This is a genomic window from Streptomyces sp. NPDC059740 (genome assembly GCF_042733155.1).
In the GTDB taxonomy this organism is placed as follows: domain Bacteria; phylum Actinomycetota; class Actinomycetes; order Streptomycetales; family Streptomycetaceae; genus Streptomyces.
Window position 1 is genome coordinate 92,163 of record NZ_JBHWGP010000006.1, and the last position, 19,500, is coordinate 111,662.

Below are 19,500 nucleotides of genomic sequence, written 5' to 3' on the forward strand. Positions count from 1 at the left end.
GAGGGCAGGAACATGACCGACACCCGACCCGAACGGGTCCCCCCTGCCCTGGACTCCCTCGACGCCCTCTTCGAGCAGCGGCTGCAGCAGCGCAGCGGCTCCCCTGACGCCGGCGCCTCCGTCCCGGCCAAGGCGTCCCCCGCCGCCGTGCCCGCGCCCGTGTCCTCGGGCAAGGGCGCCCTGGGCCTGCTGCCCGTGGGCTACGAGGTGATCGCCGACCTGCGCCAGCAGGCCAGCTCCAAGATCGGGCAGGCCAGCGCGGCCGACGGCACCATGAGCCCCCAGGACCAGCGCCAGCTCGGCCTGAAGATCATTCGGGAGACCGTCAGCGAGTGGGCGACCCGCTATGCGGCCACTGCGGCCACGCCGCTCACGGACGTCCAGGAGAACCAGCTGCGCCAGGCGGTGTTCGACGAACTGTTCCGCGCCGGCCGTCTGCAGCCGCTGCTGGACAACCCGAACGTCGAGAACATCCTCATCAACGGCGACAAGGTCCGCGTCGACTTCGCTGACCGGCCCAGCCAGCAGTGGGACCCGATCGCCCCGAACGACCGCGAACTCGTACGGCTGATCAACCACATCGCCCGCATGCAGGGGCAGGGAGAGCGCGCGCTCACGCCCGCGACCCCGAACCTCAACATGCGCCTGGGCGACGGCTCCCGCCTCGCGGCCAGCTATCTGATCACCCCGCGCCCGCAGATCGTCATCCGCCGCCACCGCACCCGCGGCCAGGGCCTGGACGACCTCATCAAGTGGGGCACCATCGACAGCACGCTGGCCGCGTTCCTGCGCGCCTCGGTCAAGGCCCGCAAGAACATCGTCATCGTCGGCTCCCAGGGCGCCGGAAAAACGTCACTGCTGCGGGCCATGGCCCGGGAGATCCCGCGCACCGAGCGCGTGGGCACCCTGGAGAGCGAGTACGAGCTCTACCTGCACGAGGACCCCGACGGGCCCGAAGTCATCGCCTACGAAGGCCGGGAGAGCAACGGCGAGCGGGGCCCGGACGGCAAGCCGCTGGGCGAGCTGACCCTCTCCGACCTCTTCCCCCAGCTGCTGCGCATGTCGCTGCGCCGGATCATCGTCGGCGAGGTCCGCTCCAAGGAAGTCGTGCCGATGCTGCACGCCATGAACACCGGCGAGGGCGGCTCCATGTGCACGCTGCACGCCGAGACCGCCCAGCTGTCGGCCGAACGCCTGGTGACCCTGTGCCTGGAGGCCGGCATCGGCATGACCGAGGCGCTCGCCTACCGCCTGGTCGCCCAGGCGATCGACCTGGTCGTCTACGTCCGCCTCGTCGACGAGACCGAACTCGTCGACGCCGGCGGGCGGCCCGGGCGCAAGCACCGCTTCGTCAGCCACGTCATGGAGATCACCGGCATCGGCGAGAACAACCGCCCCAGCCACCAGATGATCTTCGCCCCGCGCGAGCAGGGCGACATCCGCGAACCGCGTGCGGTTCCCCAGCAGATGCCCAGCCCCCGCTACCTCGACGACATCGAACGCGCGGGCTTCGCACGCCAGGAACTGATGCGGCCCTGGGGCACCTGGACCGAACGCCTGGAAACGGTGATGCCGCTGTGAACCTCGACCTCGACTCCCTGGTCGCCGCGCTCGCCGCCGTCGCCGCGGTCGCCGGCGTCTTCATCGCCATCGCCGGCCTGATGGGCTGGGCCGACCGGCCCGCCCGCCGCCGCAGCCGCGCCCGGCAGAAACTGCGCGCCGCGCTGGGCATGGACAATCAGCCCGGCCCCGTCGCCTGGTGGGCCCGCACCAGCACCCGCATCACCGCCGCGCTCGTCGGTGGCCTGCTGGTCTGGCTGTTCAGCAGCTGGCCCATGGGCGGACTGGTCACTGCCGTCGTCATCGTCGGCCTGCCCTGGCTCCTCAACCCCGGCGCCAACGCCACCCGGGAGATCGCCCGCCTGGAAGCGGTCGAGGAGTGGGTGCGCCGCCTCTCCGACATCCACACCGTCGGCGTGAGCCTGGAGGCGAGCATCCAGCGCAGCCTCCACACCGTCCCCGCAGCCATCAAGGACGAGGTCACCCGGCTCGTCTCGCGCATGTCCGCCGGCTGGCACCCGACCGACGCCTACCGCGCGTTCGCCGACGAACTCAACGACGCCACTGCCGACGAGGTCGTCGCCCTGCTGATCCTGCACGTCGAGGACCGCGGCGCCGGACTCAGCCGTGCCCTGAACGAGCTCGCCTCGGGCCTGTCCCACGAGGTCCTCGCCCGCCGCGAGATCGAGGCCGACCGGCAAAAGCCCCGCACCAACGACCGCTGGGTGACCATCTTCTGCCTGACGATCTTCGGGCTGTCGATGCTCTCGTCGGCCTGGGCCGTGCCCTACTCCACCGTCATGGGCCAGCTCGTCCTGATCACCCTGGGCGTCGCGTTCGTCGTCGTGAAGATCTGGATGCGGCGCATGGCCATGATCGAGCCCACGCCCCGGTTCCTGTCCGCCCAGGACCGTGCGGGCGGCGACACCACCCTGACGCTGGTCAAGGAGGCCGCATGATCTCGCCGTTCGCGATCCTCGGCGGCGCGGCCCTCGGCGCCGGACTGGTCGTCGCCTACCGCGGCCTGGCACCCGGCCGCCCCGACGTCGGGGACGTCATCTCCCGCATGGACGCCAACCGCCTGGAGAACCTCCAGCCGGTACGCACCACCGCCCCGGCCGGCGGTCTGGAAAAGCTCGGTGCCGCGCTGCTGCGCTCGGCCGGCGAGGGCACGCTGCGCCTGCCGCGCCAGGAGCTGGAGCTGATCGGGCGCAGTCCCACCCGGCACGTCGGCATCAAGGTGGCGCTCGGCCTGTACGGGCTCGTGCTGCCGGCGCTGCTGGTCTCCGCGGCCTCGGCCGCCGGATACCCGATGCCGTTCCCCGTGCCCGCACTCGCCGGCCTGGCCCTGGGCGTGCTGTTCTGGTTCGTCCCCGACATCCACGTCAGGCAGCAGGCCGTCGAAGCCCGCGCTGACTTCCGTCACGCCATCAAGACATATCTGCGGCTGGTCCAGCTCGAGCGCGCCGCCGACGCGGCCCCGACGCAGGCTCTCAAGCGGGCGGCCGAGGTCGGCGAGGGCTGGGTCTTCGTCAAGATCCGCGACGCGATCACCCGGGCCGAGCTGGAGGGCATCAGCCCCTGGGAGGGCCTGCGGCGTCTGTCGGAGGAACTCGACGTGCCCGAGCTCGGCGCCCCCGCGGACATCATCTCGATCGCCGGCGAAGAGGGCGCCGCGGTCGGCGAAACACTCGGCGCCCAGGCGCGCTCCCTGTCCGGAGCCCTGGTCACCGCCGCCAAAGCCAAGGCGAACAGCGCCTCGGAAAAGATGGTCATGCCGGTCTCAGCCCTCGTCGTGATCATGACCATCTATGTCGGCTATCCCGCCCTGACGCGGATCATGTCCGCCTGAGAACGACAAGGAACCACCGTGCACTTCAACGATCCCATTCTCAGCCTCCTCGTCGCCCGCTCCCGCGCTCAGATAGCCAAGCTGCGCGCCCTGCGCGACGAGGACCGCGGCGGACTGTCGATCGAGGCCATGATCCTCGTCGGCTCCCTCGTGGGCATCGCCATCGTCGCGGCCGCCGTCCTGCTGACGAAGGTCAACGAGAAGGCGGACCAGATCAAGTGACCCGAACCGGACGACGGGTTCGCCGATGGCTCCGGGCGGCAGCTGCGCGCAGCGCGGCCCGGGACCGCGGGGCCCTGTCCCTGGAACTCCTGGTCATCTTCCCCGTCGTGCTGATGCTCATCCTGCTGACCGTGCATGCCGGCCTGTGGTGGCACGCACGCAACGTGGCGATGTCCGCGGCGCAGCAGGGGGTCGAGGCGGCCCGCGGCCGCGGCTCGACCCTGGACGCCGGCACGAGGGAGACCCGGGACTTTCTCGACAGGGCCGGAGGCAGCATCTCCGGCGCCCACGTCAGCGGCAGCCGGGGCCAGACCGTACGGATCACCGTCACCGGGCACGTCGACACCCTGATCCCCGGGCTGACGTTGCCGATCAACCAGCACGCCGAGGCCGCGACCGAACGCATCACGGAGCCGTAGTGAGCATCTCCGCCCTTCGCCGGCGACTGGCCGCCCATGACCGGGGCGCCCTGTCGCTGGAGGCCATGATCCTCTTCCCGGTGCTGATCATGGTGCTGCTGCTGGTGATCGCCTTCGGCCGGATCCAGTCCTCGGCCAACGCCGTCGACACTGCCGCGCGCAATGCCGCCCGGGCCGCCTCCCTCGAACGCGACGCCGGGGCGGCGCGCACGGCCGGCACCGACGACGCCCGCGCCGGGCTGCGCAACCAGGGCCTGTCCTGTACCGCCGTGTCGGTCGACATCACCACCGACGGGTTCAACGTCCCGCTGGGCACGCCCGCGACCACGACCGCGACCGTGCGCTGCACGGTGCGGTTGTCCGACATCGGCCTGCCGGGTCTGCCCGGATCCAAGACCCTGACCTCCAGTTTCACCAGCTCGATCGACTCCTACCGCCAGCGCGACTGAGACAGGAACCCATGACCGCCGCCCGCCTCACCCCCGCGTCCCCTCGCCCGGCCGCCGCGCAACCGCGCTGGTGGCGGCGGGACGACGGCGCGCTGTCGCTGTTCGTCCTGGTGACGATCGTCGGGCTGTTCGCCGTCGCCGCCCTGGTCGTCGACGGTGGCGGCAAGCTGCGCGCGCTCAACAACGCCGAGGGCGTGGCCAACGAGGCCGCCCGCGCGGGCGGGCAGGCTATCGACGCCGGCAAGGCCATCTCCGGTGAGGGTGTCACCGTCGACCGCAACGCCGCGGTGGCGGCTGCGCGTTCCTACCTCGCCCACGCCGGGGTGAGCGGGAGCGTACGGGTCAGCGACGACGGCGCGTCTCTGGAAGTGACCGTGAACGAGAGCTACTCCCCTCTGTTCCTGCCGGGTGGCAACTGGTCCGTGACCGGCACCGGCCAAGCCGACCTGGTCTACCGGGGGTAATGATGAAGACTCGCAGCAAGTCCGCCGCCTTCGCCCGCGGTCTGTTCTCTCTGGCCGTTCTGGTGATACTCCTGGTGGGAGTCCCGTACGCCCTGCTCCGCGTCGGGGTTCTGCCGCACCACGTGCCGTCGGGCAGCGAGATCACCACCGCCCTGACCGAGCAGGACACCGGGCAGCTCTTCCTCGGCGCGGTCACCCTGATCGGCTGGTACGGCTACCTGTCCTTCGCCATCTCCGTCGTGCTGGAAGCGGCCTCCATCGCCCGGCACCGCAAGGCCCCCCGACTGCGCCTGCTCGGCGGAACGCAGCGGCTGGCCGGCGTTCTGGTCGGCGGCATCTTCCTGCTGCTGCCCACCAGCGGCGCCTTCGCCGCACCCGCGGTCGCCGCTCCCCAGACAGCAGCGACCGCCGCAGCTACGCCCGCAGCCAGCACGCCGGCTCCCGCCGCTGCCGAGCACCGGGCCGCGTCGCAGAGCACGCGCACCGGACCGGTCCACCACGTTAAGGCGGGCGACAACCTGTGGGACATCGCCGAGCAGCGCCTGGGCAGCGGTCTGCGCTGGCGGGAGATCGTCGAGGCCAACCAGGGCGTGGAGATGCCCGGCGGGCAGCACCTGACGGAGGACACCACTGACCTCCAGCCCGGATGGACACTGCGGCTTCCTTCCGATGCCAAGGCTCCGGCCGCCGACGACGAGGGCGGCGTGCACACCCAGACCGGGGGGACGGCGGCCCACGACTCCGAGCACACGGTCAAGCCGGGCGAGACGCTGTCGTCGATCGCCGAGGACGAGCTCGGCGACGCCGACGACTACCCCGCGATCGCGCAGGCCAATGAAGGCGTCCGCCAGTCCGACGGCCGCACCCTGACCGATCCGGACGAGATCTATCCGGGCTGGCAGCTGAAGATCCCCTCAGCCGAAGGAGCTCCGGACGGCGCGGCCGACACACCCGCCCCGGAGCACGACCGCGGCGACCAGCAGGACAAGGGCACGGAGCACGATTCCGGCGGCACGCACGACCAGGCGCCGGGACACGACCGCGGCGGGGAACAGCAGGACAACGGCAAGGCGCACGATCAGGGCGGAGGCCAGACGACGGACCGGCCGCAGGCGCCGGCCACGCAGGAACCGGCGCCGCACGAGTCCGCGAAGCCGGACGCGACAGCACCGGCACCGGACGCACCCGAAGCCTCTGCCGCGCCCGGCTCGCAGCACGACACGGGCTCCGAGGCATCGAGCGTGCGGACGGTCGCGGCAGCAGGAAGCATCCTGGCGGCCGCGGTCCTCGCCGTGCTGGCCACCCGCCGGGCCCGGCAGCAGCGCCGGCGGCGTGCCAAGCGGCGTATCCCCATGCCCTCCGGCGCCGTCGCCGACTTCGAGAAGCAGTTGCGCGCGGCGTCCGACATCACCGGCACCGCGCTGGCCGACCGTGCCCTGCGCACCCTGGCGGCTCACTGCCGCGAAGCGGGGCGCCCGCTGCCCGAGGTCGAGGCGATGCGTATCGCCCCACGCGGCGTGGAACTCCACCTGGCCGCCGCCACCGCCCCGGTGCCGCCGTTCGCCGAACACGAGGGCAATCCGATGGTGTGGTGGTGTCCGGCGCGCGGCGCCGCTTTGCTGGACGAGGACGAAGCAGCCGACGTCACCCCGCCCTACCCCGCGCTGGTCAGCCTCGGCGAGACAGAAGAGGGCGACGCGGTCCTCGTCGACCTGGAGAGCATCGGTCTGCTGCGGCTGGCCGGCCATCCCGCCGACGTCCGCGCGGTCACGCTCGCGCTCGCCGTGGAACTTGCCTCCTCCAAGCTCGCCCCGGCCACGCAGATCGTGCTCGCCGGTGCCGGCAGCGACCTGCACCACCTCTACCCCGACCAGATCGACCACCACGCGGACCTGAACGCAGCTGCCGCCGAGCTGAAGTCCCACGACACCTTCCAGCGTGACGCCCTCGCCGACGGCGGACACGACCACCTCCGCGCCGCCCGGCTGAGCGAGGAAACCGGCGGGGACACCTGGATCCCCCGCATCCTGCTGTCGACCGACCCGGTCACCGGACCGTCCGCCGCCGCGCTCGAGGACCTGCTCACCTCCCGCCCGCGCACCTCGGTCGCGGTCGTCACCGCGGCAGGAGCGGACCTCGACCTGCACGGTGCCTGGACCCTGCCCGCACAGCCGGGCACCGCGGTCGAACTGCCCGGACTGGACCTGGCGGTCAAACTCCAGTACCTGGACGACGCCGCCTACGACCGTCTTGTCCAGCTCCTGGCCACCTCCAGCCGCACCGACGACGTGCCCCCGCCGGCATGGACCGGGCACAGCGCCGACAACGGCCCCCGGGCCGCGTCCGATGCCTCCGGCGAGTCCTCCGCGCTCGCCCCCGAGACCACCTGGAGCCCACAACCGGGAGCGGCTCACCTGGCCGGTGACAGCGGCGACTTGAGTACGGCCCTTCCCAACTTCGCCTCGCTCGCACCCGCGTTCACCTCCGCCTCCGGCCGCACTGCGCAGGACAGCGGCACGGGGGACAGCGCGCTGTCCCCCGCCGTCGCGGCTGCCTGGCCTGCTGCGGACGACGGGGCCGACGTGGTCGACACGGACACCGGCACCGACGCCCTCGCTCTCGCCGCGCACGGCGCGGCCGCGTACGAACAGGCGCCGGACGCCGCCGCGGACGACTCCTCCTCCGCGCTGGCCACGGGCGTGTGGGACGGCGAGAGGCTGGCCGAGGACGGTGACCGCGCGGAGCCGGAGGCGGACTGGGACGGCGAGGCCGGGGACTTCGACTCGGTTCTCGGCGAGGTACTCGCCGAGCAGGACCCGCCGACGCCGGACCGTGCCGGCGAGGACGACGCCTCGGCCCTGTCGGCGGCCACGCTCGGCGCCGGCGAACCCGCGCAAGGGGTGAGCGAGACCCGCATCATCCCGCGGCCCAGCGCCGCGACGTCCACCGTTCTCGCGGCCCTGTCCACACCACCGGCAGAGCCCGCCGGGCCTCAGGTCATGGTGCTCGGCCCGGTCACTCTGACGGGCGCGCAGGGCCGGGTGGCCAGCAACCGGCGCAACCACCTCCTGGAGATCGCCGCCTATCTCGTGATGCACCCGGGGCTGGGCCGGCAGGACCTCGACGACGCGATCTGGCCCGGCATCCGCATCACCAACGAGACCCGCAACCCGGCGATCTCCCGGCTCCGCTCCTGGCTCGGCCAGAACCCGCAGCTGCCGGCCGGCGATCCGCACGCCGCCTACCTCCCCCCGATCAAGGACGGCATCTACCAGCTCAGTCCCGCCGTCACCTCGGACTGGGACAGGTTCCGCGAGCTGTACCAGCAGGGCATGCACCACGACGGGCAGGACGCCGACATCGCACTGGCCCAGGGCCTTGCCCTGGTCCGCGGCAGGCCGTTCGCCGACGTCGACCCCTCCAAGTACACCTGGGCCGAGGCGGACATCCAGGAGATGATCAGCGCGATCGTGGACGTCGCCCACGAACTCGCCGAACGGCGCCGCCAGGTACGCGACTACCGCGCCGCCGCCCAGGCCGTCACCAAGGGCATGCTCGTCGACAGCCAGAGCGAGCTGCTGTACCGGGACCTGTTCACCATCTGCCACGAGATGGGCGACCGGGAAGGACTGGAACGCGCCGCCCACCAGCTGGCCCGCATCAATGCCGAGGAAGGCATCGACTCCTCCCCCGAGACCGTCGGCCTGCTGCGCACCCTCCTCAAGGGCGAACGCGGCCAGGCGACTTGGGGATCCGCCGCTTCATGAAACGCACCGTCAGATCCATCGTCCCGCCCTGTCACACGGAACCACTCCCGCACACCTGTAGAGAGCGAGGAGCCTCCTCGGCCACCGACCCGACGAAGGAGACCGCGCGCATGACCAGCAGCCGGCCGTACGCCGCCGCCCCGCCCGCCGGCCCCGATGCACCGGCCCGGCATCCCCGGGAGGGAGACCGGTGATGGACCTGTCGCGGTGGGCGCTGCCCTCCGGCCTGGCCGTCGCCGGGATCGGCGCCGTCGTCGTGGCCTGCACGCTGCTCGGCAACCGCCGCCGCGCCGCGGAGCAGCGCGCCACGGCCGAAGAGCGCGCGCAGCTTGTCCTCCAGCGCCGCCAGGCGTGGCAGCGCCGCCTGGCCGTGATCGCTCTTGCCGTGGGCTGCGTGATGATGTTCGTCCTCGCGGGCATCGCCGCCTGGCTGAGTTTCGGCGCCCAGCGCGAGTACGCCCACGCGCACAACGGTGGCGACTGGGACGCGGCGACCGGCTTCGCGTTGCTGCTGGACGCCGGCGCCCTGAGCCTGTCCCTGATCCGCTTCTTCGAGGCCCTCACCCTGCGCTCCTCCGCCAGCACCCGGGTCCTGCTGCTGGCGTTCGTCAGCGCCTCTGCGGTGATGAACCTGCTCCACACCCCGGAGGCCGGTGCCGGAAGCGCGTTCCTCGCCGTGGTCCCGCCGCTGGTCTACGCGGTGCTGCTGGAAAAGCTCCTCACCAAGATCGAGCAAGTGATCATGGGACGGCAGAAGCGCCGCAAGGACGAGCACGAGCGGGGATACAGCCTGCTGCTCTGGCTGCCCTGGCCGATCGGCGCTCCTGTGAAGATGTGGAAGGCGTGGAGGAAGGAGTTGCTCTCCACGGTCGACAACGTTCGCGTCACAGGCTCCCGGCGCCCCCTGACGGGGGACGACAAGTCCGCTGCGGGTATCCCGGCGCCAGCTCCGGCCGAGGACCCGGGGAGGCCGACGGCCGCCGGCGAAGAGGTCCCCCTCAGCGCCGCGGTCGCGGAGGGCGAGCAGACCGCCCCTGCAGCGGCGGGCCTCGCGTCGGCCGCCGAGGAGAGCGCCGAGGTCTCCATCCAGATCCAGACGTCCGCGGCCGCCTCGGCACCGCAGACGACGGCGGTCGATTCCGGCGCACCGACCACAACGCCGGAGCCCGCCGGCGCGCCTGTCGGCGCCGAATCTGCTGCCGAGCCTGCGCCTGTGCAGCACGCCACCGCCCCGGACCCGGATCCCGAGCCCGTACCGGCAGAACCCGAACCCGGTGCGGAGGCCGACACCGCTGGCCCTCACGCTGACGAGCACGGCGAGGCAGCCGCTCAGATCCCTGACGACGCCGCGCAGGACACCGGCACGGACGAGTCCGCGGACGAGGAACCGACCGACGGGGCCGAAGGCGCGGACGAGGAGCCGGACGACGAGGTCGAGCCGGATGACGATGAGCCCGACGCGGAGCACGGGCACGTGCCGCCGCCCGGTGGCGACGACGAGGTTCGTGACGGCCGCCGGATCCAGATCGACCTGTCCACGCTCCCCAAGGACGAGGGCCCGCGCCAGCGTGCCGAGCGGATATATGTCGCTCACCAGGTCGCGGGCCTGCCGCTGGAGAAGTCCGATCTGGCCAGGTGGGCGGGATATACGAATCCACGCTCGGGCGGAAACGAGTACCGGAGGCTGGTGAGGCACTACGGGCCGATCCTGGAACGTAAGGGGGCCGCCTACGTGGATCTGGACTGGTCCAGCCTCGACCAGCAAAACCCCCCGGCCGACTCCGAAGGACCGGGTGACGAGCGCCAGCCTGTCGTCGAACGGGCTCAGGCGGCGTGACCCGTTGTCGGGCCTGGTCTCCTGCTAAACGGGCTGATGACGAGGCTGAGCCTGGTGTCGGACCGTGCCGGTAGCCTCGGGGCGACGACACGGACGGACGAGGGGGTTGGGGATGGACGTCGGCTGGCAGCGGGCGATCGCCGAACTGCGGGCCCAGGGCGAGGCGGCCGGCGCCGCCGCCCGGCGAGTCGATGACATCGACAGCGACAGCCCCCGCGACGTGCGCCCCACCGCAGTCGCGGTGCAGTACGCGGCCGAGGCCGACTACGTGCGCAGCTCTCTGGCACTGCTGCGTGCGCATCTCACCGGCCGCAGACCGCCGCGCCGGCTTCCGGCCGCCCGGGTGTGGCCGTGGTTCCGTGACGTGTGGAAGGACCAGGCCGTCAACCGGCTGGGTGGCGTGTGGAGGGCTGTCCCCGGCCGAGCCGCGCTGGAGCAGATGCGCAGCGCGGCGTCCGAGCCGCTCCTCGAGGCGGTGATCGAACAGGCGGAGGCACTGCAAGCCAGCCTCCGCGGGCACCAGCAGCGCGACCGGATGTACGAGTCCTACATCCCCGACCCGGGCGGCGTGCTGATCGAAGAGGCCGTCGGCAGTTCCGGTCGGTCCGCTCCCACGCTGCCCGGTTTCCCCGATCCCGGCCACCCGCTCAACCGCGCTTTCCCCCGGGGCCGGGGGACGCGCATCCAGCCCGGCCGAGAGGAAGAGTTCAACCAGCTGGCGAGCGACCGGTTCGCCGTTCATCGGCGCGCCCGCGCCTTCGGCGATGCGGTCGTGGCCCTGCTTGTCGAACACCGCGCGGGGGGCGTCCTGCCGCAGCCGGGTCGGGTTCGCGGCGCCGGACGGTGGGTTGGGCGCGAACGAGCGCTGGTCCCGCTCCGCCCCGGCTGGCCCGCCAAGCTCAATCTGTTCCAGACCGCGACCCTGGCCGGGCTGGCCTGGCTGGTGATGGCATGCGCCGCCCTGCCGCTCACCTTCGGCATGAGCGCCCACCTGCTGCTCTCCCACGGCACGCTGCTGTTTCTGGCAGCCGGTGCCATCGCTGGCCTCGGTCTCGCGACCGCTGTCCGGTTCGGACCGAAGCTGCTCCAGGCGCCCGGCGCCCTCGCCGCGGCGCCCGGGGTCGTCGCCGCCCTCACCGCCTTCCTCGTGGGGCACTGGCAGCAGCCCGTCGCCGACCACTTCTTCGCAGGCCCCTACGACCGGTACGAACGCGAGTACGCCAACGGATGCCTGGCCGCCAGTCCCTACCGCGACGACACCATCCAGTCGCGCGTCGAAGACCGTGTTCTCATCGTCGTTCCGATCGGCGGCGGCACGACACTGCGCCTGGGCCCCGCTGAGGAAGGCAGTATGCAGCCGCTGCGTCCCGTTGACCGGTCCACCCGAACAGTGCTGGACACATACGGGTGCTGACCGGCACGGCCAAGGAAGGATCACGCCTTCCCGCAAGGAAATTTGAAATCGAAAAGAGGCCCTGGCGACCGCCTGAATGAGGCGCAGAACTCTTACGTTAATTAGGAAACAGGAAAGCGCAATGAAGCTCACTGTGCGGCTCGCTCAGCGGCACGCAAGAAAGACGGCACGACGATATCACCGGGAAGGGCGCAAACTCATGCCCTATGGCGAGTGGGAGAAGCTACTCGCTTCCCCAAGCCGTCCGCCTCTTGTTCACAGCAACCTCTGGGATCAGGAGAATGACGGCAGCGAGGTCGCAACCTTCCGCGACGGCGACTCCTTCGTGTCCATGGTGTGGTCGGCCGGTTGGGTCAAGGAATGCCGCTTGAGGAAACACACATCCAAGGCCGAAACACTCGAACAGCGAGCGAAGGACTGGCACTACTGGGTTCTGGTCACAGAACGCACAACCGAGTCCCTGATGTTCTGAGGACCAGGAAGCAGGAACCGTAAACACGGAACAACACCGCGAACACGCGCCTCCGAAACAGCCACCGCATGACCACTCAGGCTCGGCGACGGACATAGAGGCCCCCAGGCTGCTCGCCCTGGCCCGAGGCTCCGGTGGGCCGGACCAGGGCGAAGCTGCCGTCAGCTGTGGCCGGCAGTGGACAGGAGGTCGGCGACGGTGACGGCCAGGCGCGCCCCGGCGGCCGCCTGCGCTCCGTCGGTGGCGGCCAGTCCTGCCATCTGCCAGGGCAGCTCGCGGAGTTCGGGCAGTCTGGGCACGAACGTGACTCCCCGGGCGCCGTGCTCGCGCAGGGCACTGTCGACTCCGGCAAGCTGCTGCGGGTCGATGTCGCCGTGTACTCGGTTGACCGTGACCAGCAGCCGGGTGGTGGGCAGATCATGGGCGGCCTTCAGGAGGCGGTCGGCGATGTCGCCGACCGGCCGCAAAACGGCGAGGTGTTCGATCAGGTCCTCGTAGGGAGCCAACAGGGGTTCGTCGTCGGCTGCCCTGATCGCCCACTGCAATCGGTGCTCCTGCCACAGGTCGGCGCCCCACCGTGCGATCGCCTCGGTCTCGACCGTGGCGAGCACTTCCTGTCGCAACGCATTGACCACGGCCGGTTCGGGATCCCCTGCCTGCAGCCCAGCCCGGTTGCGGCGCCGGTTGTGCTCGCTCCACGCGGCCGCGGTCTGCTGCCACAACTGCGGATAGCGGCGTGTCCCTTCGGCGTCGAGCGCGGTGATGAATTCGGCCCGCCAGCGGTCGAGGGCGGCCTCTTCGTTCTCGGCGGGCAGTTCCTGGATGTCTCGGACATCCAGGTCCAGCAGTTCGTCCATGAGGCCCCAGTCGGGTTCCCAGTAGACGCCGGCGTCCTCCCACTCCCTGGCGCCGACCCAGTCGGCGAACAGCACGTCGAGAAAGGTCAGCATCAGCTCCTGCGGGCTCACCTCCCGGGTGGGGGGGCGCTGAAGGTGCTGCTGGTCGAGCCAGGCCCACATCCGGACGTGCTCGGGCCGGCGGTCGATGGTCTCGGTGTCCGCGATCCAGTGCCGCTGGTCGTAGCGCGTGACCGCCAGGACCAGGTCGGCCGTCTGCGCCAGGTACAGGTGCGGGTAGGAGCCGTTGCTGGTGTCGACGATCACCACGTCGGCGTGCGCGCGGGCACGCTCCACGAGCGCGCGGGCCTCCTCCCGGTCGTCCGGGAGGACGGCTCCGCGCAGGGCGGGAAGGCCGGGCACGAGGTCGTACCAGAGTGCGCTGCCGGAGCGCCGGTCGGGCGTGAGCTCAGACGCCGCGTCTTTTCCATCCGCCAGGATGACGACCCGGGTGCCGCTCCGGGCCAAGGCGCCGGCGAGGTGGAGGGCGACGGTGGTGCATCCGCCGACGCGGCCGCCGGCCGGGGTCACCGCTACGGTGCCGCGGATCTTGTCGGCCAGGGGGCCGACCGGACGGGGCAGCAGCTGGTGGGGCTTGGGGCCTTCAAGTTCACCGGCGCTCGGCGCCCTGCCTGCCCATTCCGCCGACGTCGTGGGGTTGGCGAGGCCCGGGCGGCGCAGGGCCCGGCTCCACATCTGGGCCTCGCCCGGGGCGAAGGCGCCCACGAGGGTGCTCCAGGCGTGCCGCTCCCCCAGGGCTGGCGCGGCCTGGTCCCACAGCGGTTCACGGCCGGCCGCCCGTGCCGCGGCGCGGGCCCGCTCGACATCGGCTCCGGTGGCGCGGACGGTGATGCGCGCGGCCCGGCCCACCAGATGCACGACCAGGTCCTGATAGGGGCCGGTGGCCGCGCGCAGTGCGGGAAGTCCCGCGATGCCGTCGTCGGCCCGGGTGGGCAGCAGGTGGAGCAGGAAGTTGGTGAGGTGGTCGGGGTGTGGCCACAGGACGAGGCTTTCCACGCCCGGGGACGCCGCGGCCAGGCCGAGCGGGAGGTCCGGCGTGTGCAGCGGGCCGAGGGCGGGGTGCGGCCGGGCCAGGGTGTGCAGCACCGCGGCCTCGAAGGCCTGCTGCTGCGGATCGTGGGTGTCCGGGACGAGCCCGAAGTGCATGCCGTGGCGGCGGTAGAAGGCGAGCGCCGCCTGATGGCCCTCGCCGGTGTACTGGCGGCGCAGCCGTACGGCGTGGCGTTCCGTGGACATGATGATGTTGTCCGTCCTGCGGCGCGACTACCCGGACCGGCGCGCCGACAGACGCAGGGTCAAGTCGTGCGGCTGACGTGGCGTTCGCCTCTTCCCGCCGGATCGCACCCGTGGGTCCGGGCCACTCGATGCGGACGGTGGCAGCAGTACCTGCCGCCGCCAAGGTAGCGCACTGGCGAACGCATCAGCCGGCACAGTCCTGTTCGGGCGCTGGAGCGGGCTCATCGTCGATGGCGGCGGCGCCGGGCTGCCGGGGAGGGCACCGCGAGTGGCCGCACATCGTGGACCACGACGTTGACCACGTTGTACGCCCGCTCGACGTGTCCGTCCAGGACGACCGCCATGGCATCGTTCAGGGTGCGCCGGCAGCGTTCCCACACGGGTGGGGAGAAGACCAGGTTCGTCATGCCGCTCTCGTCCTCCAGGACGCCGAAGGCCACCCCCCGGGCCGTGGGCGGCCGCTGCAGATATTTCGCCAGGCCGCCGATCCGTACCCGCTCCTGATCGGCCATGTCCCGGACCGCGGCTGCGGGGACGGCCCCGAAGCAGGCGAGGCGGGCGCGGACGTGCTGGACGGGGTGGATGTCCGCGCTGGCCCCGGTGGTGGCCAGGTCCGCGGCGGTCTGCTCGGCCGGCGTCATCACCGGCAGGTCGGGCGCGGGCGCGAGCGCCCCGAGACCGGGAAGGTAGGGCTGGACGTCGCGGGGGAAGGCACCTGCCGTCCACAGGGCGCTGCGGCGGTGCTCGCCGAAGGCGCCGAAGGCGCCGGCCGCGGCGAGCCGTTCCATCAGGCGGGCAGGCAGCCGGGTGCGGCGGGCGACGTCTTCGAGGCTGTCGAAGGGCCGCTCGGCGCGCGCGGCGACGATGGTGTGGGCCGTCTCGGGGCTCAGGCCGGTGACGCTGGTCAGTCCGCGCCGGATCGCTCGGGTGCCGGTGGAGCCCGGGTCGGGCTCCAGGGTGGAGTGCGCCTGGGAGTGCTGGATGTCGACGCCGCGTACGGTGATGCCGAGCCGCTTGGCCTCCTGGATCAGCGACTGGGAGTCGTAGAAGCCCATCGGCTGGTGGGCGAGGGTTGCCGCGAGCAGGGCTGCCGGGTAGTACAGCTTGATCCAGGCGCTCGCGTAGATGAGGTGCGCCATGCTCTGCGCGTGGGACTGCGGGAAGCCGTAGTCGCTGAAGGCCTCGATCATCGCGGTGATCTGTTCTGCGGCGGGCCTGGGGATGTTGTTGCGGGCCATGCCGTCCATCAGGCGGCCGCGGAGCTGAGCGACCTTCTCCACCGAGTGCTTGGCGGCCATGGCCTTGCGCAGCCGGTCGGCGTCGCCGGGGCTGAAGCCGGCGCAGTCGACCGCGAGCATCATGGCCTGCTCCTGCCATAGGCACACGCCGAGCGTGGTCTCCAGCGCGCGGCGGGCCAGCGGGTGGGGGTAGGTGACGGGTTCTTCGCCTCGGCGTCGGCGCAGCAGCGGGTTCTTGCTGCCGGCCTGGATCGGGCCCGGACGGATGATGCTCGCGGCGATCGCGAGGTCGTCGAAGGTCCGCGGCTGCAGCAGGGGCAGGGTCGAGACCTGGGCCCGGGACTCGGCCTGGAAGACCGCCAGGGTCTGGCCGCGGGCGATCATGCGGTAGACGTCCGGGTCGTCCGCTGGGATGGACGCCAAGTCCAGGCGGACGCCGTAGTGTTCGTCGATGAGGTCGGCGGCGGTGTGCAGGGCGGACAGGATGCCCAGGCCGAGCAGGTCGATCTTGATCATGCCGGCCGCGGCCACATCGTCCTTGTCGCCACCGAGGACCGAGCGGCCCTGGGCCGTGGCCCACTCCACGGGCATGAACTCGCCGATCGGCTCGCGGGTGAGGACCATGCCGCCGGAGTGCACGCCCAGGTGACGCGGCAGCGTGTGCAGCTGGGCCGCGAGGTCGCGGACGTCTGCGGGCACGTCAGCGTCGGGCCCGGGAGGGGCTTGGTGGAGGTGGCGGGTCATCTCCCTGATCCGGGCCGCCGGGTAGCCCAGGACCCGGGCGGCGTCGGTCACGGCGAGCTTGGGCTGGTAGCTGATGATGTTGGCGACCTGGGCACTGTGGTGCCGGCCGTAGCGGTCGAAGACGTACTGAATGACCTCTTCGCGTCGGCCGGCTTCGAAGTCGATGTCGATGTCGGGCGGGCTGCCGCGTTCCGTGGACAGGAACCGTTCGAACAGCAGGCCCCCGTGGCGTAGGACGTCGACGGAGGTGATCCGCAGGACGAAACACACGAGCGAGCTGGCGGCCGAACCGCGGCCCTGGCACCAGATGCCGCGGCCGATGGCGAACTGGCAGATGTCGTGGACGATCAGGAAGTAGCCGGCCATGCCCAGCTGGGCGATGACCGCGAGTTCGTGGTCGAGCTGCCGCCACGCTCGGGCGGCGCCCGGGGTGTCGCGCTCGCCGTAGCGGGCGGCGCAGGCCCGCTCGGCCAGGTGGCGCAGCCACGCGTCTTCGTCGTACCCGGCCGGTGTGGGGAAGCCGGGCAGGTCGGGCCGCAGCTCGTCGAGGTCGACCATCAGGGAGCGGCCCAGCTCCAGGGTCGTCTCCAGCACGCCGGGGTAGCGGGCGAGCCAGGCGGCCATCTCCGTGTGGCTGCGCAGATGCGCGGTCGGGGCCGGCATCAGGTGGCCGGCGGCGCGCTCCAGGGTCTCGCGGCGGCGCAGGGCGGTGACGGCCTGGGCGAGGCGGGCCTGGCGCGGGGCGGCGTAGTGGACGGCGCCGGTCGCGATCACGGGCAGGCCCAGGCGGTGGGCCGCCACGGCCATGACGTCGTTGGCCACCGAGTCCTCGGGAAGGTGATGGTCGACCAGCTCGGCGTGCACACCAACCCGGAACACCTCGACCAGGCGCTCCAGGCGCCGGGAGACCACGGCCACGTCCCGGCGGTCGCCGCCTGGGGCGGGGCATCCCGGCAGCACCACCCACTCGCCGGCGGCCGCCGCCGCGGTGAGCGCCGCGAGGTCGTAGCGGGGTGCGCCCTTGTGTCCGGCCAGCTGCGCGGCGCTGATCACCGCCGACAGCCGGCGGAAGCCGGCCAGGCTGCGGGCGAGGACGACCGGCGATCCCAGATCCGGGTCGTTGAGGGTGAGTTCGGCGCCGAAGGCGGTGCCGATCCCGGCCGATTTCGCGGCTTCCGCCAGGCGCCGGGCGGCATACAGGCCGTCCCGGTCAGTGAGGGCGAGCACGGAGATCCCCAGCCGGGCGGCCTCGTCGACGAGTTCGTGCGGCTGCGCGCAGCCCTGCAGGAAGCTGAAGGCCGAGTGGACGTGGAGCTCCGCCCAGGCCGGCGTTGCGGAAGGCGGTGATACGGGGGTGGGGAAGCGGAGGAGGTTACCCATAGTGGGCCTCCGCCCACCAGCGGCCCTGCTCGATCACCAGCAGCCACGCGCGGCCGTCGGCCGTTGTGACCTGCATCCGCGCGATTCGCCGGCCGCCCTCTCGGTCCCACCACCGCTCCAGCACCGGCCACGGCCCGGCCCACCCCGTGACCTGCGCCCGGCCGTATCCGCGCACCGTGACCAGGGCGGGGGCGGCCGACAGGGCCAGGCGCCCGGCGACGGCCACCGTCCGGCCGCCGGTGTCCGTGAGCTCGGCGGGCACCTGCTCGGGGAACGTGGTTGCCGGGAACGGCGCCGGAAGCCGCCCCGGCCACGGCCCGTCGGCCTCCCGGTGGGCATCGGCGACGTCGCCGAAGGGCACGAGGCGGACGCGGTCCGCCGGAGCGCGCCCGCCGCCGGTCTCCATCCGCACCACCGCCCGGTGGCCGAGGAGCGCCTGCACGCGGGCCGCGGCCCGCTCGATCTCCTCGGGGGTGTGCCGGTCGTCGAACAGCGCGCTCTGCCGGCCGGCGTCCTGGGTCAGTTGCTCCGGGCGCAGCGTCAGCGCGGCGATGCCGCGTTCCGGACCGTCGCCCATGACGCCGGTCTCGGTCCAGGCCTGCAAGACACCACGGACGCGCTCGGTGACCGCGAGCGAGGACAGCCGGCCCTCGTGACGGAAGACACGGGCAAGGCGGCGGCCGTCGGCGAGATCGACGGACGCCTCCAGCCGGGCCGCCACCGCACCGGCCGCCGCCAGGCGGTCATGGAGTCGGTCCGCGAGCGCCTTGACGGCGAAGGCGGTCGCTTCCAGCCGGGTCTCGGCCGGCTCGAATCGGTGCGTCACAGTGTGCTCGTCGCTGCTCATGCGGACGGCGAGAGGCCGTGGTTGCTCGCCGCGGGCCGTACGGTGGGCGGCAAGGCCTTCGGCGCCGAAGCGGGCCGACACCCGGTCCGCCGGCAGCCGCGCGAAGTCGCCGACCGTGCGGATGCCGAGCCGGTTCAGCAGCTCCGCCAGCCTGGCGACGCCCAGCACGCCGACCGGGAACGGCGCCAGCCATGCCGCGTCACCGCCCACCGGGACGATCTGCCCTCGGCGGGCCGCGAGCGCCGCGGTGAAGACCCCGTCGGCAATGCCCGCGCGCGCCGGGAGATCCAGCTCCGCGATCGCGTCGGCCAGGCGACCGAGGAGGTTCGGCTCGCCGCCCCAGTAGCGGGCCGGGCCCCGGGCGGGCGCGGCGAGCAGCCCGGGGCGGATCACCTCCAGGCGGGGCATCACGGTGGCCTCCAGGTGACCGACCACCCGCTCGAAGGCGCGCATCTCGACGGCAAGGTCCCGCTCGACGACGCGAAGGTGCGCCGAGCAGGCCTGTGCGCTGCGCAGTCGCATCCGGCGCCGTACCCCGTCGGCCCGCGCGGCGGCCGAGCAGGCCACCACCACATCGCGATCCACGACGGCGACCGGCTCGCCGTCGGTGCCTCCACCGGCGATGACCGGGAAGTCGGGCACCCAGGCCACGACGGTCCGGGCGGTTCTGCCTTCCACCGCA

14 protein-coding genes are annotated in these 19,500 nt (G+C 72.3%); 11 read left to right on the plus strand and 3 right to left on the minus strand.

Translation table 11 applies throughout. The features are described from left to right. Nucleotides 1-12: 12 nt before the first annotated feature. The 11 genes from ACFV3R_RS10160 (at nt 13) to ACFV3R_RS10210 (ending at nt 12,456) form a co-directional block, all read left to right on the plus strand. Nucleotides 13-1,581, plus strand: coding sequence for a CpaF family protein (locus ACFV3R_RS10160; RefSeq protein WP_385578568.1), 1,569 nt, complete (start codon nt 13-15; stop codon nt 1,579-1,581). Continuing rightward, on the plus strand, nt 1,578-2,519 hold the full coding sequence (locus ACFV3R_RS10165) for a type II secretion system F family protein (RefSeq protein WP_385578571.1): 942 nt from the start codon (nt 1,578-1,580) through the stop codon (nt 2,517-2,519). The genes ACFV3R_RS10160 and ACFV3R_RS10165 overlap by 4 nt, the downstream gene beginning before the upstream one ends. Then, nucleotides 2,516-3,412: a type II secretion system F family protein gene (locus ACFV3R_RS10170; protein ID WP_385578574.1), complete on the plus strand. Its 897-nt coding sequence runs from the start codon at nt 2,516-2,518 to the stop codon at nt 3,410-3,412. The genes ACFV3R_RS10165 and ACFV3R_RS10170 overlap by 4 nt, the downstream gene beginning before the upstream one ends. Nucleotides 3,413-3,430: 18 nt before the next feature. Beyond that, entirely contained in the window at nt 3,431-3,634 is a 204-nt protein-coding gene (locus ACFV3R_RS10175; RefSeq protein ID WP_385578577.1) for a hypothetical protein, read from the plus strand. Beyond that, nucleotides 3,631-4,053, plus strand: coding sequence for a TadE family protein (locus tag ACFV3R_RS10180; protein WP_385578580.1), 423 nt, complete (start codon nt 3,631-3,633; stop codon nt 4,051-4,053). Before ACFV3R_RS10175 ends, ACFV3R_RS10180 begins: the two co-directional genes overlap by 4 nt. Then, nucleotides 4,053-4,502, plus strand: a complete 450-nt coding sequence (locus tag ACFV3R_RS10185; RefSeq protein ID WP_385578583.1) for a TadE/TadG family type IV pilus assembly protein — start codon at nt 4,053-4,055, stop codon at nt 4,500-4,502. Before ACFV3R_RS10180 ends, ACFV3R_RS10185 begins: the two co-directional genes overlap by 1 nt. A gap of 11 nt (nt 4,503-4,513) precedes the next feature. Then, nucleotides 4,514-4,966, plus strand: coding sequence for a hypothetical protein (locus ACFV3R_RS10190; RefSeq protein WP_385578586.1), 453 nt, complete (start codon nt 4,514-4,516; stop codon nt 4,964-4,966). Next, entirely contained in the window at nt 4,966-8,733 is a 3,768-nt protein-coding gene (locus tag ACFV3R_RS10195) for a LysM peptidoglycan-binding domain-containing protein (RefSeq protein ID WP_385578589.1), read from the plus strand. The genes ACFV3R_RS10190 and ACFV3R_RS10195 overlap by 1 nt, the downstream gene beginning before the upstream one ends. Before the next feature lie 193 nt (nt 8,734-8,926). Next, nucleotides 8,927-10,570, plus strand: coding sequence for a DUF2637 domain-containing protein (locus ACFV3R_RS10200; protein WP_385578592.1), 1,644 nt, complete (start codon nt 8,927-8,929; stop codon nt 10,568-10,570). 112 nt (nt 10,571-10,682) lie between these two features. Next, entirely contained in the window at nt 10,683-11,984 is a 1,302-nt protein-coding gene (locus ACFV3R_RS10205; RefSeq protein ID WP_385578595.1) for a hypothetical protein, read from the plus strand. Between the two features lie 121 nt (nt 11,985-12,105). Next, the gene (locus ACFV3R_RS10210; RefSeq protein ID WP_385578597.1) at nt 12,106-12,456 is read left to right on the plus strand and encodes a hypothetical protein; all 351 of its coding nucleotides are present in this window, start codon (nt 12,106-12,108) and stop codon (nt 12,454-12,456) included. A gap of 161 nt (nt 12,457-12,617) precedes the next feature. Here ACFV3R_RS10210 and ACFV3R_RS10215 read toward each other — a convergent pair whose 3' ends face one another. From ACFV3R_RS10215 to ACFV3R_RS10225, 3 genes are all read right to left on the minus strand, one after another. Next, nucleotides 12,618-14,609, minus strand: coding sequence for a hypothetical protein (locus ACFV3R_RS10215; protein WP_385578599.1), 1,992 nt, complete (start codon nt 14,607-14,609; stop codon nt 12,618-12,620). Nucleotides 14,610-14,830: 221 nt separating this feature from the next. Continuing rightward, nucleotides 14,831-17,971: an error-prone DNA polymerase gene (locus ACFV3R_RS10220; RefSeq protein WP_385578602.1), complete on the minus strand. Its 3,141-nt coding sequence runs from the start codon at nt 17,969-17,971 to the stop codon at nt 14,831-14,833. After that, nucleotides 17,964-19,496 (minus strand): DNA polymerase Y family protein, encoded by a 1,533-nt coding sequence (locus tag ACFV3R_RS10225; RefSeq protein ID WP_385578604.1) that lies wholly within the window; start codon nt 19,494-19,496, stop codon nt 17,964-17,966. The genes ACFV3R_RS10220 and ACFV3R_RS10225 overlap by 8 nt, the downstream gene beginning before the upstream one ends. Nucleotides 19,497-19,500: the final 4 nt, after the last annotated feature.